Annotated in this window: 8 protein-coding genes and 1 pseudogene; 1 reads left to right on the top strand and 8 read right to left on the bottom strand. The window is 68.3% G+C overall.

Annotation, left to right across the window (positions count from 1 at the left end; all coding sequences use genetic code 11):
- Positions 1 to 327 precede the first annotated feature (327 nt).
- Positions 328 to 780, top strand: a complete 453-nt coding sequence (locus tag AC0666_RS32965) for a hypothetical protein (RefSeq protein ID WP_478709002.1) — start codon at positions 328 to 330, stop codon at positions 778 to 780.
- Positions 781 to 1303: 523 nt separating this feature from the next.
- On the opposite strand, the gene AC0666_RS32960 is transcribed toward AC0666_RS32965, so the two are convergent.
- From AC0666_RS32960 to AC0666_RS32925, 8 genes and pseudogenes are all read right to left on the bottom strand, one after another.
- On the bottom strand, positions 1304 to 1768 hold the full coding sequence (locus tag AC0666_RS32960; protein ID WP_478709003.1) for a hypothetical protein: 465 nt from the start codon (positions 1766 to 1768) through the stop codon (positions 1304 to 1306).
- 370 nt (positions 1769 to 2138) lie between these two features.
- A complete protein-coding gene (locus AC0666_RS32955) occupies positions 2139 to 2489 on the bottom strand; it encodes a hypothetical protein (RefSeq protein WP_478709001.1) in 351 nt (116 codons plus the stop codon).
- 60 nt (positions 2490 to 2549) lie between these two features.
- Positions 2550 to 2735, bottom strand: coding sequence for a hypothetical protein (locus AC0666_RS32950; protein WP_478709000.1), 186 nt, complete (start codon positions 2733 to 2735; stop codon positions 2550 to 2552).
- A 317-nt stretch (positions 2736 to 3052) separates the two neighbouring features.
- Positions 3053 to 3211, bottom strand: coding sequence for a hypothetical protein (locus AC0666_RS32945; protein ID WP_478708999.1), 159 nt, complete (start codon positions 3209 to 3211; stop codon positions 3053 to 3055).
- A gap of 123 nt (positions 3212 to 3334) precedes the next feature.
- Positions 3335 to 3507 (bottom strand): annotated as a pseudogene (locus AC0666_RS32940) (IS30 family transposase); the annotation flags it as partial.
- Positions 3508 to 3554: 47 nt separating this feature from the next.
- A complete protein-coding gene (locus AC0666_RS32935) occupies positions 3555 to 3965 on the bottom strand; it encodes a hypothetical protein (protein ID WP_468974499.1) in 411 nt (136 codons plus the stop codon).
- A gap of 5 nt (positions 3966 to 3970) precedes the next feature.
- Positions 3971 to 10549, bottom strand: coding sequence for an RHS repeat domain-containing protein (locus tag AC0666_RS32930; protein ID WP_478708998.1), 6579 nt, complete (start codon positions 10547 to 10549; stop codon positions 3971 to 3973).
- 95 nt (positions 10550 to 10644) lie between these two features.
- A complete protein-coding gene (locus AC0666_RS32925) occupies positions 10645 to 13794 on the bottom strand; it encodes a laminin G domain-containing protein (protein ID WP_478708997.1) in 3150 nt (1049 codons plus the stop codon).
- Positions 13795 to 14314 lie beyond the last annotated feature (520 nt).

Raw genomic sequence — 14314 nt, 5'->3', positions numbered from 1 at the left:
CCCTTCGGGCCGGAGTCCTTCGCTTCGCTCCGGACTAGTTCGAGGTTCCGCTTCGCTTCACCCCGAAGGGCCTGCTCCGCAGGCCTGGGTGATCCTGTTTCACGGGGTCCGGTCCTGCGGACCGTTGGGCGGGTCCGCTCCGCTCCCCCACCCGGGTCCTTCCGGCTCCGCCTCCAGGACCAGCCCGCTCCGCGGGCAGCTAGCAGCAACAGCTGGCCGGCCGGGCCGTAACCACCCCCCGAAGTAGACCGGAAGGACTGCCGCGTGGCCAGCCGCGTTGCTCGGCTGGTCCTCCTCCTACGATGGGCACCTCGACAAAGGAGCGCAGTGGATCTCGGAGCACCAGTACCCCCGCGGAGGCTTGGGCCGTATGCGTTGACAGATAAAGGGATCGCGGCGCTGCTGGCACGCTACGAGTTCCATGATTCCGGCGTCCGCCGGGTGATCATTGACCAGCACTTCGGACGCAGACCGCGGGAACGGGCCGTAAGACTGGTCATCGATGCCCGGGTGGTGGACGAAGCCATGCGATGGGAGCCTGTATGCCTGGACCTGTTCGACGTGAAGCGATTTCGGATCGACGAGATCCAAGGGCCCGCCGGAGTGCTCTTCGATCCCCCGCAATTCACCCGGTTCGACGGGCTGATACAGGTCGACCTGTGCGCTGAGCGGTTCGGCAGCCTTCGTCCCAGCAACCGGCAAGAGGTCTTCGAGGGCTCGGAATGGGTCTTCGAAGCGGCCGAGGGCACGTGGAGCATCCTTGAACCATGGAACGTGTGACATCACACTCGCCTTCATCGAGGCGCCCAGCACCCCGGGCACCGCATTCACCACCTCCCAGCTTCGGCGCCTGCCTCCCGACCCGAAAGCCATGTGCTTCATTCTGATATGCGGATTGCTTCCGGAACCCAGACGCTGCCCCATTCGGGTGATGTCGATGGTGTGATGTCGGCGATCGGTGAAACTGCGCACTGCTCAACCAACCTGCGCAAACAGGCACCGCGTTCAAGACTCCGCAGGTCAGACGGTCGGCATACCCGGACACTGCGCACATTCAGTGAGCCAACACAGCCATCAGGCCGCTCAGTCAACCTGCACAACCCCAGGTCAGCCCATGGCCATTGCGCAGATTCACTGATCGCCGACAGCGTCGATCGGTGAAACCACGCAGCACCCAAACCGCACCTGACTGTCCCTCATACCCCTGGTGAGCTGCATTTTTACAGTTGAGGGTCACTGACAACCAGATGACGCCGACTGGTGAAGACACGTGACCGATTCCCCCTCACGCTGTCATGTTCCTTTAACACCCTCGCGGCCCGTCCCACGCCCGGCACCCTCGCGGCTCAGCGCGCAAGCCGGCCGGCTCCTCCGTCACCGACAGCAGGGCTGAATCACGGCACGCCGCCCAGACCCAGACCTGGCCACCGTCCCGCGCGAGCGTTCGGCCGGGGCCGGTGTGGCAGCCGCAACCGGGGCACGTCCTCAAGGCTGAGGACCGCGGGGTCCTGGCGGTCACCCGCCGGGCGAGCTCCTCGGCCGCTCCGCCCCCAGGCGGCGGCCGCGCCGCCATCCGGGCGGTGAGCGGCAAGAAGGCCGCACGGGCGCGCATGGCGCAGTACCTCACGCGGGAGGGCCGGCTGCCGGGGCGCGGCGTCGGCGAGGTGGGCGGAGCCGAGATGGCGGCCGGCCGGGTCACGACCTCGATCTCGTGGTCGTGGTGGGGCATGTGCCGGATCCGGACGTGGCGGCCTGCCTGGCCGGCCATCCACGCGCCGAGGTAGCCCCGGCCGCGCCAGCGCACCCCCGTGACTGCTCAGCTTCCGGCACCCGGCCGTCGTCCTCCAGCATCAGCCCCCACAAGGCAGCCTCGGGGACGTCCGAGAGGGGCGTGGGGGGTCGGCCTGCCAGGCCTCGAAGGGGGGTCCGGCCGGTCAGGCCGGCGGGGCGGTGCTCGGTGTTCCACCACCGCGCCCAGTCCAGGGCCTCGGCGGTGAACTGCGTGAAGGTCAGCGGCACAGGCTCGTCAAAGGCGGACTTCTTCTTGGCACGCCTTGGCGCAGGAGTGAGGGTGTAGCCAGCCAGGACCGTGAAGAGCATGCGGTCGGCACACCGGTTGAGGTTCTCCACCGTCCCCTTCAGATGCGGGCTGTAGGCAGGCAGATCCTCGCACTTGGTATCCAGGTCGGTGAAGGCGCCCAGGACCGTCTTCGACGGGAAGTCCCGGCCTCGGTCGACGCGCACATGCTCAGGGATGCCGCCCGCCGGCCCGTACGGGCCGTGCGCAGCACCGCGGCACGCAGGGCCGCCAGGATCGAGGCACGGGACGGATGCCCGGGGGTGACCGGTGATGTCTTCGTCGCGACGTCGATGAACCACGTCACCCACGGGCGCACCAGCTCTCCGTCCGCGTCGACCACAAGCGGCGCCTGGACGTGGTCGGCCTCCCAGGTGTGGTTGCGCCACTGGGCCGGGCGGCGTCCGAACACGTCGTGGCCCGGGCCGCCTCCGGTCCCCGGGCCAGACCCGCACGCAGGCCCGCGGTCAGGTCACGGCGTACCGCACGCAGGAACGCGGGCTACCAACTGCCGGTGGGCCGCCAACGCGTTGCCCCGCCTGTACGCGAGCAGTACCCGTACGTCCGGCGTCACCTCGAACCGGCCCACCGGACGGTCCGCCATGCGGGGCTCGGCCTCGGGCCGGGCGAGCCACCGCCACACCGTCCGCTCCGACACCCCCAAACACTCCCCCGCAAGACGCACACGCCCCCGCGACAGTCGCGCCTGGCCGCGTAGCCGCAGCAGCCGCTCAACAGCGGGACCGCACAACGCAGCCAAAGCCGGACCACGGAGCATCCGCGCTGGTGCGTCAAGTGATGGAGGCACTTCCGCCCGGGGGGAATTGATCACGAAGCCGGCTCCCTGCCGCCTGGTCTTGGTCACCCTTTGCGTTCACCCACTGCTGGCCGTCACGGGTAGGCGCCCAGCCGGGCGCAGGCCTGCTCGATCAGCCGACGATCGACGCGAACGTCCCGCCCGCGCTTGGACAGGGCTTAGACGTGAGAGGTGATCTTCGCCCAGGTGCGGTAGTTGCCCTGCGCCACCGTCGCATCCGCCCACACCACGTCCGCCGGATCCACGCCCTCCCACACGTCATGGAACAACGCCAGCGTCTCCGCCAGCCGCTCCTGCCCCAGGCCGGGTATCGACAAACGGCAGCCCCGTAGTCACCCCAGGACAGCCACCACGAACTACTACCGCGCTGGTCAAGCCTGATTCCCCCCGTCATACACCAATACACCCAAACCCCACCACTACACCCCAAACTCACATGGAGGCGGCTCCACCGCGGGGATCGGTGGAGCCGCCTTGTTGCTGCCGGACGCGCCGCGTCCCTAGCGCCAGCGTTTCCCGGTCCGCCGGGGATCCCGACGATCCGGCACGCTTCCGTGTTGCTTACGCCGTGCTGCATGAGCCGGAAGTATGCCGCCCACTCAGCGGTGAGCCTCTACGCGCGGCGGTCGTGCGTGGGCGCTCGGTGCGGCCTGAGCACACCTACTTCAGAGAGGTGAATTCGTGCTTCTCCTCGCTCGTCTCCCGCCACAGAACGGTGGCCCCGTCGATCGTGCCGGTCCAGAGCGATCCGAAGCATCCGGGGCCGAACTTCAGCTGGATGGTCGTCGCCCCCTGCCCCCCGTCGAATGACCTCCAGCTACCGGCCCCCGGGTCCGGGACCCCCGCGCTGCAGTCGACCTTGCCGAAGTCAACACCCTTGGATTCGAAGGAACCGTCCTCCTTCAGGGTGACTTCGGCCCCATTGCCGCTCCACGTGCGGGCCAGTGAACCCTGGTCCACCAGAACTCCCTTCGGGTACCCCATCCCACCGGCCTCAAGGGTCGCGCACGAGGCGACGGCAGGCACGGAGAGGGCCAGGAACAGTGCGGCCAGTCGGATCCGTTTGGTCATGGTCATTATTTCGCCGACGCTCCGTAGTTGTAGTTCCGTGGGACGACGACCCTGAAGACGATCTTCTGCGCCTGTCCCTGCCCAAAGCCCAACACTCCTCCACGGTCGAGATTCCTCTCCACCCAATGCTGGGACGGAGTCTCGTAGCCCGTCGCGTAGTGCGAGAAGGACGAGATGGTCATGGGGTTGGTGATGGTGATGCGCGCCTGGACACCGTTCAAGCCTTCACGGAGTATCTCGTACTTGGTGGTGTAGGAACCGAGGACGGCCGTGGCCAGTTTGGCGTCGTCTTGCGTGGAGATCGCGGCGAGATCGTCCCGGAGCTGACTCGCCTGACCCGACCCGTCCTTGTCTCCGATGTAGTTCTTCTGCAATTCACCGGACCGCTGCCCCGCTCCGTAGAACCGGTTCCCGATCTGGTACCGGTGCGCAGCGGTGAGGTCGGACTTCAGCACGTCCTGGACCACCGGGCTGTTTTCCCCGTAGGTCATTTCGGGCGACAGCATTCCCAGGGCCCAGCGGGCCGCCACGCCGAGGATCGGTCCCTGGTCCTCACCTCCGAGCACGGCGTCCTCGGGATTGCACGCCAGGATCGGGTCGAACTGGCAGGAACGCTCCTTCGAGTACTCGGGGGCGGCGATGGTGGGAGGGATGTAGGGGAGTGGCGTGATGACGCTGACGAAGGGTCCGGGCTTGCCGGAACCGCCGTTGCCCCCCTTGCCGCCACCGCCACCACCGCCGCCTCCGCCACCGCCGCCGCCGCCACCGCCACCGCCACCGCCGCCGTCGTCCACGTCCTCGATGTAATCGCCGTTGGTCCAGCCGCCGCCACCGCAGTAGCCGTAGCCGCCGCAGCTCTCGAGGCCCGTCGGGTCGCTGAAAGTGAGCGGGCTGTTGTTCGCGTAGCTGTAGCCGTTGAGGGATTGGTGCTGGTCGAGGCTCAGTGCGGGGTCGACGCTGATGAACTGGCCGAGGGCCGCGTCGTACTCGCGTGCGCCGACGTGGGTCAGGTTCGTGCCGGTGTCCTCCGGCTTGTCGAGGAACCGCTTGTCGTCCGGCCAGTTGGCGGCCGCCGGTCCGCGCGCCGAGCCGAACGGGGTGGTGTAGCGCTTGGACACCGCCTGGGTGTCGTCGGCGGAGATGGTCAGGGACGAGGTGCCGTGGGCGTCGGCCGCGACGAAGGACAGTTTGGCGGTGCCGGATTCGTTGGTCAGTACCCCGACCTTAACGGCCGCGATGCTGTAGGAGCGGACTGCCCACTTCTTGGCACCCTTGAGGTGCACCTCGTTGGATCCCGCGTAGAGGACGGTCTCGCCCACCGGGTCGCGGCGGATAAGGAGCTCGCCCTCGGCGTCGTAGACGTAGTCGGTGGCGGTGGCGCCCTCCGTGGTCTTGGTGAGCTTGCCCTCCGGACCCCAGTTCAGTGTCTGGGAGGTGGCGCTGCCCGGCGTCTCGGCACGCTTGGTGGTGTTGCCGGTCGCGTCGTAGGTGTACTGGGGGGTGATGCCGGTGCAGGTGGCGCCGGTGGTGGTGGCCGCCACCGCGTGCGGGCGGGCCGGGTCGTAGCAGTAGGTGCGGGTCTGCGGGGCGCCGGTGTTGGTCTTCTCCGTGGCCCGCTGGCCCGACGCCGTGTAGGTGTAGCTGTTCCAGTACGGGGCGGCGCCGTCGAGGTTGGCGGCGGTACGGCCCGAGACGGCGCAGTCCGCGGTCTTCGGGGTCCAGGCCTCGGTCAGACGGCGCTGGGCGTCATAGGTGAAGCACTGGTTGTCGGCCTTGGTGAAGCCGCTGAGCGGGGCCGAGTCGAAGATCGACAGGACGTTGCCGGCCTGGTCGTAGTTATAGGTCAGCTCCTGCAGCATGCCGTTGTGGGTCTGGTCGTTGACCGTGGACTTCAGCAGACGGCGGGTGCCGTCCTCGTAGGTGTTGCCGATGAACGTCTTGCGTACCCCGGCGGCCGCGGAACGGGCCAGCGTCAGCTGCTCGATCTCACCGACCGGGGAGTACGCCACGTCCTGCACGTAGTCCGTGGTGCCGGAAAGCCCCTTCGGCAGGCCGAAGTTGTTGTAGTTGACCTGAAGGGTCTCGGCGGGCAGACCTGCGACCGCCGGCGCTGCCACCGTGTTCGCAGTCCCGTCGAGCCGGTAGGTCATCGTGTGGTCGGTGGTAGCGGCGATGGCGCCCGATGTGACGAGCGGGTCGTCGGAGGGCAAGGTCAGCCGGGTCGTCGTCGGACGGCCCAGGGTGTCGTAGGCGGTGACGGACTTGGTGTACGCCTTGCCCGTCAGGCCGCCCTCGTAACGGGTGGAGGCCGTGGGAGCCCCCTTGCGGACGCTGTCGTAGGTCCATGCCGCGAGCTGGCTGGCGTCGGACTTCGGCGACTTCCACAGACCGGTCTTGCGACCGACCTCGTCGTAGGCGTACTCAAGGACCGTGTTGCGCGAGTCCTTCGTGGTCGCGATCTGGTCGAGCGCGGTGTAGGTGGTGGTACCGGTGCCCTTGTCGGGGTCCGTAGCGGTGGTGGCCCTGCCGAAGAGGTCGTAGCCGTACGTCCACTTGGCGTTGTCCGGGCCGGTGGTCGTGGCCTGCTTGCCGTCGACCGTGTACGTCTGCTTCACGCTGGTGTACGGGGTACCGGGCGCGGTGCCGCCATAGGCGAGGTCGTTCGGCGTCGTCCCCGAGTAGGTCCGGGTCTCGACGGTCCGTCCCAGTGCGTCGGTGATCGTACGGGTCGCGGTGCCGCCCTGGACGGCCGTGGTGGCGGTCGAGTCACCGGTGTAGCTGGTGGTGGTGGACTGCTTCTGCACTCCGTAGACGAGGAGCGAGGAAGTGACCGGTCGGCCGAGGCCGTCGAACACGGTCGCCGTCTGCGACGGCGTGCTGCCGTACTCGGCGCGGGCGTAGACGCCCTCCGGCCCCTTGTCCTTGTCCCAGATGTCGGCGTACGACTCGTAGGCCAAGCCGCGGGAGTCGTAGCGGGTGTCCGTCAGGATCCGGCCGCCGTTCGGCGACGGGGTCTGCGTCTGCAGCGGGCGGAGCAGTGCGTCGGCGATCGTGTAGACCGTCTTGTAGGTCGTACCGTCGGCCGTCAGCGTGCTGACCGAGGTCCACGGCTGCTTGCCGCGTTCCAAGAGGTAGTCGTACGTGGCGTTCGGGGACTGCGACTGGCCGCGGTTGGGCAGCCACGTGGCGGTCACGCGGCCGAGGCCGTCGTAGGTGTTGAAGGTCGAGGCCATGTTGGCGTCGATGGATCGCACGGTCGAGCCGCGCAGGTCCGTGTAGCTGTAGCTCTTGTGCTGCTGCCCGTTCGAGGCGAGCTTCGGCTCCGTGACCACCGTGACTTGCAGCGGGCCCGCGGCTGCGGGTGTGTAGCTGGTCGTCGTCGTGTTCCCGGCCGCGTCACTGACGCTCAGCGGACGGCCGAGCTTTGCGGCGGCCGTGTCGTAGGTGGTCTTGGTGACGGTCTGCCAGCCGACGCCGCCGGCCGGGTTGCGGTCGGCGGTTCCGGCTGCCGCCGGGTAGGCCTGGGCGCGGCCGGTCCAGGTGGGCAGGCCCAGGGTCGGGGTCTGGTTCGCCGTCCAGCCGGTTGCGGCGTTGTCGTCGTACACGGTGGCCAGGTCCGACAGGACGTCGCCACGGGTCGCCGAGTTGGCGGGCAGGCCCAGCTTGTCGTCCGTGACCGAGCACTCCGCACCGACAGTGCGGTTGCGGGAAGGCAGGCCGGAGATGCCCTTGGCATCGTTGCGGGCGTACCAGGTACGGGTGCAGGTCTCGTCGCCGGTCTTGGCGGTGTCACCGGCCGACGAGATCGACGTCGGCAGGCCGTAGGCGTCGTAGGCGGTATCGGTACGGGTGGTCCGCCAGGTGTTGGAGCCCGTCAGGAAAGTGTGCTTGTACGCGGTCTGCGAGCGGACGAAGAAGGCCTTGATGTTGGCGTACGACTTCTGCTGGCTCGCGGTCTCCTTGCTCCACGGGTCCGTGACGGACACCGAGAGCGGCGTGTTCCCGTCATACGTGATCTGCTGGCGCTGGAAGCCCGCGTACTGGTCGTCGTCGTTGACGTCGGGGATGGTCAGGCCCGGCACGGGTACGGCCGCGACCGTGGTGGTGCGGGTGGCCGTCGTGCCCTTCCGGGTGTCGCCGCGCATGCCCTGCATGAAGACCTTGACCGTCTTCGAGCGGGTCTTGCCGACGGCTCCGGTGTAGGCGGTGACCTTGCCGTAGCCCCGCCAGTCGGACCAGGTGCGCTCGTCCTCGGGAGTCAGCGGGTCGTCGTTGTGGTGCCAGCCCGGGTTCGCGTACTCGTAGGCGTTCTCGACGAGGTCGTTCTGGCCGGCCGGGTCGGCGATGGTGACTGCCGTGACGTTGTACTTGTGGAACCAGTCGAGCTTGGGGTCACCGCCGTTGATCGGCCAGTACACCGGGTAGCAGGACAGCGAGTTGTCGTCCTCCGCCACCGGCATCCTGGAGCCGCGCACGCACTCCGGGTTGGAGAGGGTGACCGTGGTGATGGCGCCCGTCTCGGAAGTGATCGTGTTGATGCGGGGGCGGTTGAGCGGGACGATGTTGTCCCCATCGATGTCCACCCGGTTCGGCTTCATGTGGTAGGTGAAGTCCACCGGCGGGACCTCGACCGTACCGCCGTTCTTGCCCGTGCGCTTGATGGACTTCAAAACCAGGGACTGGTCGCTGGTGTCACCGAGGTCGCCCGGGTCCAGGTACTCCTGTGCCAGGTCGAAGGTGTCCACCGGGGCGTAGTTGTCCGGCTCCAGGGCCGTGGACCACGCGAAGGTGTTGATCGCCGTCATCCGCTTGCGGGTGAAGAAGGCCGGCCCGGACGCCCGGCAGTCGGTTTCGCTTGCCGAGCAGATCGAGTCGAAGGGGACGTCGGGCCAGTTGTCCGAAGTGTCCTTCGTCAGGTCGGTGCAGCTCGCCGCGAAGCACCGCTCCTTGTAGTCGAAAGTGACCTTGTGGGAGGGCGTGCCGGTGAAGAGCGAGTCCGCGCGCTGGCCGTAGCGGATCTCGGAGAGAGCGCCGCCGCGCGTGTAGGGCAGCAGCTTGGTCTTGTCGCCGTTCTTCGCGTAGTTGTTCGTCTCCGCGGCGTACCAGTAGGTGGCGGCGTTGCCGTGAACGTCCTGCACCATGTCCACGTTCCAGCGCCAGGCCTGGGTCTCGTAGCGGCTGGCGAAGGCCGAGCCCTTGCTGTAGCCGGGCTCGCCGGAATCGTCACCGAAGACCGGGACGCTCCAAGTGGAGTTCGTGCGCTCGGAGCCCGCACCTGGGAGCTTGTTCAGGCCGAAGGTGTAGGTCGTACCGTCACCGGTGACCACCTTCCAGTACTCGCCGTCGTTGTCGCCGTTGTCCGCGCCCGTCCCCCAGGTCACCTGGGAGGCGTCGTCGTCCTTCAGGCGCCACTTGCCCGTCGCATCGTCCTTGACCAGCTCGCTGGACTTGCCGTTCAGGACGAGCGAGGCATTCTCGTACTTCCAGCACAGGTCGAACTTGTCGTCCTGTCCGTCATCGTCGCACGAGCCGTACTTGCGCTCAATGTAGGAGGAGGTCAGGTCAAAGCCCTCGCCCACCTGCGAGCCCTGGTTGTTGGAGTTCGCGGTCCGGCCGTCGACGTTCCCGGAACTGTACGAGAGCGAGAGCGAAGGTGTAGGACCCGCCACGGCGCCCGGAACCGTCAGCGGATAGGACCAGGCGAACGCCCCGGCCGCGGCTCCCGACTCCCAGCTGGAGGAGGCCGCGAGCGGGGTCGCCGCGAAGTCGCCCGCGCCCTGGGGCGAGGCCGTTTCCGTCGCCATCACGGCGAAAACCGCCGGAGCCTCGGCCGCCGGGGCCTTGGCCTTGGTGGTGGTCGTGGTTCCGGCGGGGAGCGAGGTGACGTCGGCCGTCACCGTGCGGTTCTTGATGTCGTTGGCCGAGGGCAGCGGGGTGGTCTTTCGGCACTCCGCCTTCTCGGGCGTCGTCAGCGCACAGGCGGGCAGGCTGACCAGCCCCAAGCGGGTGGACCAGTTGCCACCGACCGCCGAGGCGAAGGAGCCGTAATCGACGGTCAGCTGCGCCGGCCCGTTGGTGGGACCGGTGGCCGAGAAGAGCACGCCGGTGATCCCGGCCTTCTCGGCCGCCTTCTGGTCGAGGACCTTGACGGTCGACTTCCCGACCGCTCCCTCCGGAGCCGCGGCGGGCGCCGCCGGCCCCTTGGGCACGGACGGATTGAGCAGCGGGCTCTTGACCCGAGCCGTGGACCGTACGTCGACCAGCAGGCGCGAGCCCGACCGTACGGCCGAACCCTCCAGCGTGGCCGCCTTCGGCCAGTCGGCCTTGGCCTCGGCGCGGGCCCGGTCCGCCTGGACCTTGTTCTCGGCCTGGTTCCTGGCCACCAACTCCCGGGCTTCCTTGGCGCCCTGCGCGTTGACGGCCCGGACCTTGGCGTCCTTGTGCTTCGCGATCTTCGGGGCACCCGGCAGGTCCGCGGCCTCCGCTATCGGGGTGATGACGCCCGGCACCGCGAGGGCCAGGGCCAGTGCGGCCGCCAGCGGCAGCCGGCGGCGGATTGTTCCGCCTGGTGGTCGGATGGACACGAATGCTCCATGTGGATAGGGGTTGTGGGTACGGGTGAGGCCGTGGCCGCCCCTGTGCGGGGCGGCCACGGCAAATCGGTGGTGGAGTCGGAGGGTCAGCTACCGGAGCCGAAGACGGTGTCCGTGACCTGCTGGGCGTCCTTCATTGCGCCGGACCACAGGCGCATGTTTTTGATCTGGCCGGGCAGGAAGTTGCCCCAGGCGCTGTTGGTGAAGCCCTTGCCCACGGCGAGCTCGCCGCTGCCGATGCTGGCCGTGTAGGCCTTGGGCTGGGCCTGGCCGGCCGCGCCCACGTAGAGGGTGATGGTGCCGTCCTGAGCGTTGTGGACACCGGTCACCTGGACGCCCGCGTTGAGCGCGGCCGGGCTGTCGCTGGCCACCGAGGTCCCAGTGCCGTCGGCCGTCAGGCGGCCGAAGTGCCAGCTGCCCTCGACGAAGTCCAGCATCTTGGTCGGGTCCCGCTCGTCCGGCTCCTGGCGGATGCCGGTCTTCTCGAACCACAGGCTCCAGGAGGAACCGGTGGCCGTACGCTGGCCGATGACCTGGGCCTTGTAGCCGTTCGGCTTGGCGAGGAGGGCGGTGTTGTCGAGCTTCGCCTCGGCCGTCACCGTGAACGAACCCGTGTCGTCGACGACCGGACCCGCGACGGTGGCCGCCTGGGTGGAGCCGTTCAGGACCAGGGCGCCGCCCGTGACGGGCGTACCGGTGGTCGCGGTCAGGGCGCGGCCATTACCGGACGTGTCGGCGAAGGCGGGGCCGGCCGTGGTGAGGTCCCAGGCTCCGGCCAGGTCGACGGCGGGCTTGCCGGTCGCCGGGTCGAAGAGCGAGGAGTCCTGCTTTACCTCGTCGGCGCTCTTCTCGTCCTGCCAGACCTTGACCTCGTCGATCCGACCCGGGAGGTGCTCCGTCCAAGCGGCGGACTGCTTGGCGGCGCCGATTCCCATGACTCCGGTGGAGGCGATGGGGTTGGTGACGGTCATCTGGCCCTGGAGCTGCCCGTTGACGTACAGCTTCGCGAGGTCGGTGGACTCGTTGTATGTGGCGGCGATGTGTGTCCACACCCCGGCCTGCGCCGGGTTCGGACCGCTCAGCCTCTTGATCGCGCCGGTACCGCCCGCCGTGTCGTCCGTGGCCATCTGCATCGACCACGGCTGGCCGGCGGCGGCGGTGATGGCGACACCGCTGAAGTTCTTGCCGCCCTGGGCCAGCATGGAGAAGGTGCCGTCCGTGCGGTCCAGGCGGACCCAGCCGGCCACGGTGAAGGAGCTACGGGTGTCGAACACCGGCTTGTCGCTGTTCGCGTACTGGCCGTTCGTCAGCTGGAGCGCGCGGTCCTCGTGCGGGGTGGGCGTCTGCACCCAGCCCCGTCGGCCGGTTGCGGGGCGCTGGGCTCCGGCGGCGAGGTACATGTTGTTCCTGAGCGCCGGGTCGGTGGTCGAGGTGTCGATGGCCTGTCCGGAGGCCTCGTCGAAGGTCCAGTAGCCGATCGGGTTGGGGCCCTCCTTGACGACAAAGTCGACGATCTTCGTCGCGCCCCAGCGGCCCACGGAGTCCTTGGCCTTCAAGCTCAGCTTCATCGTCCCCGACAGCGGCGGAGTGATCGAGACGGTCGGGTTCGAGCCGGCGATCTCGGTCCACGTGGTGTCCGTGGACAGCTTGTACTGGAATGCCGTGACGGTGTCGCCGGTCGCCGGAGCGAAGGTGAACTGACCCGCCTGGCCGGGCTTGCCAGCTGCCGTGCACGAGGTGCTGGTGCACGGGCTGTACGGAGCTCCGAAGGTGACCGTCGGGGCCTTGGGGGCACTGGAGTCGACCTTGAAGTAGCAGTCCGTACTGGGAGCGCTGGTTCGTTCGTTGCCGTCCGCGTACGACCGGGTCCAGGTCCGGAAGCGGTACTGGGCGCCGTCCGTCAGCGTGGCGGGCGGGTCACTGGTGACCTTGACGTTGTCCCCCACAAATCCCGAGGATGGCCGACTGACGTAGTCGGCGTCGGCCGCGTTGGCCTTGACCGGGGTCCAAGTGCCGTTGGTCTCCTTCTTCTCGGTCTGCATCAGGATCCGCAGCTGGGCGCCCGCTTCGCCGCCCCACACGGTCTCGGTGATCGCGGTCATGGCTGGCGTCGGGTCGGAGACGATCGACGGCTTGGCCGGGTCGTTCGAGCAGATCTCCCCGGTGCCCGTGACCAGGCCGACGTAGATCGGGGTGTTGGGTTTGCCGATGTAGTCGACGGACAGGACCGCGTCGTTGCGGAAGCGCTTCCACGCGGCCGTGTCCGACTCGTCCTCCGCGCGCAGCTCCAGGTTCAGGCGGTTGTAGCGGCCGTTGGCGAAGTCGCGGACGGTGGGGGTGAGGTTCTCGTCCGGCTCGTCAGGAAGGTTGTCGGAAAATTCGACCGGCGCCGCCGGCGAATTTGGGTCGCAGGCCGATCCGCGGCCGGCCGACAGCCAGCGGTCTCCCATGAGGTCGGCGTAGTTGGGTTTGTTGCCCCAGTTCGTCGACGGGCCGATCTCCCCGTCCATCCGGACCAGCCACACGTTGCGCAGGTCGCACTGGAAGGCCCACGGCTCGGTGACGCGGAAGCGGGCGTTCAGGACTTCCTTGCCGACGAGCTTGCTCGGCGAGAACTCGAAGTACAGGCGCTGTACGTAGCCCGGGCCGCAGTAGTAACCACTCCAGGAGCCGCACTTGCCCATGCCCTTGCCCAGGCCGTCGTCGCCGTTGTCCCAGTTCCAGAAGGACACTCCGTCGTTGCGGAGCGCGGTGTGCTCGGTCCCGTCGTCGAGGGCGACGGAGGGGTCGATGTAGAGCGGGAAGGCCGCGGGATCGCTCTGCTTGAGGATGGCCGTGTCCGGTACGACGGCCAGCGAGTCGGCATCGACGTGGATGGCCATTTTCGCGACCTGCGAGCCAAGAGCCGGCCCGTCCGCGGGGTCTCCTGACGGCTCGGCGCCCGCGGGCGCCTGCGGCAGGGTGCCGCCTTCAGCCTTGGCAGCGGCGACCTTCTCCTTCGGGGACAGCGCGAGTGGGGCGGGCACGCCCTTGGAGTCCCACATCAGGGCCGGGGGTGCTTTGAAGACTCGGTTTCCGTTGGCGTCGGTGGCGGCAAGGCCGCCGTCGTTGCCGGTGTTGAGCTGGACGTCCTTCGCCTGGAGGTCGAACTCGACGCGCTGGAGCTTCGGGTTCTTCGCAGCCTCAGGTGTCTTCACCACGAGCACCTCGCGGAAGCCCTTGAGCGTGGCCGTCATCCTCAAATCCACGCCAGGCAGGACTTCCGGGTACACGGCGCTGTCCCCGTCCAGAACCGGATTGGGCAGGGCCCCGCCCTGCCAGCCCCACGACATCGAGCGCCCACCGCGTTCGATGGTGACAAGACTGCTCTGCCCACCCCCGCCGGAAAATTTGATGTCGGCGACAGCGGCCTTCGGCCCCACCGATCCATCGGCGCGGACCTCGAGCGTCGCGTCCGGGGTGACCCAGCCCGACCCGTTCTTGGCCTTGACGCGGACAGGAACGGCTGAGGTATCCAGGCGGAAGGACTTCCCGTCAGGGTTCGCGAAGGTGGTCGATGAATCAGTTCGCTCGCCCACCACCTCGACGGGCTTGCCCGATGCGACTGCCGCTTTGAGCGCCTTCTCGCCCTCATTCACCGGCAGCGCATCTGCAACGGCGGCTACCGGCGCGTACACCGAAGCGACACTCATCACCATGGCCAAGCCGAGCGTGGTCGCCACGGCATGGCAAAGCCGCCGACCAAGGGTTGCAGAC

Source organism: Streptomyces sp. NPDC043680, from assembly GCF_056436685.1.
Note: the sequence above shows the minus strand (reverse complement) of the source record. Positions and strands in the feature narration are given on the sequence as shown.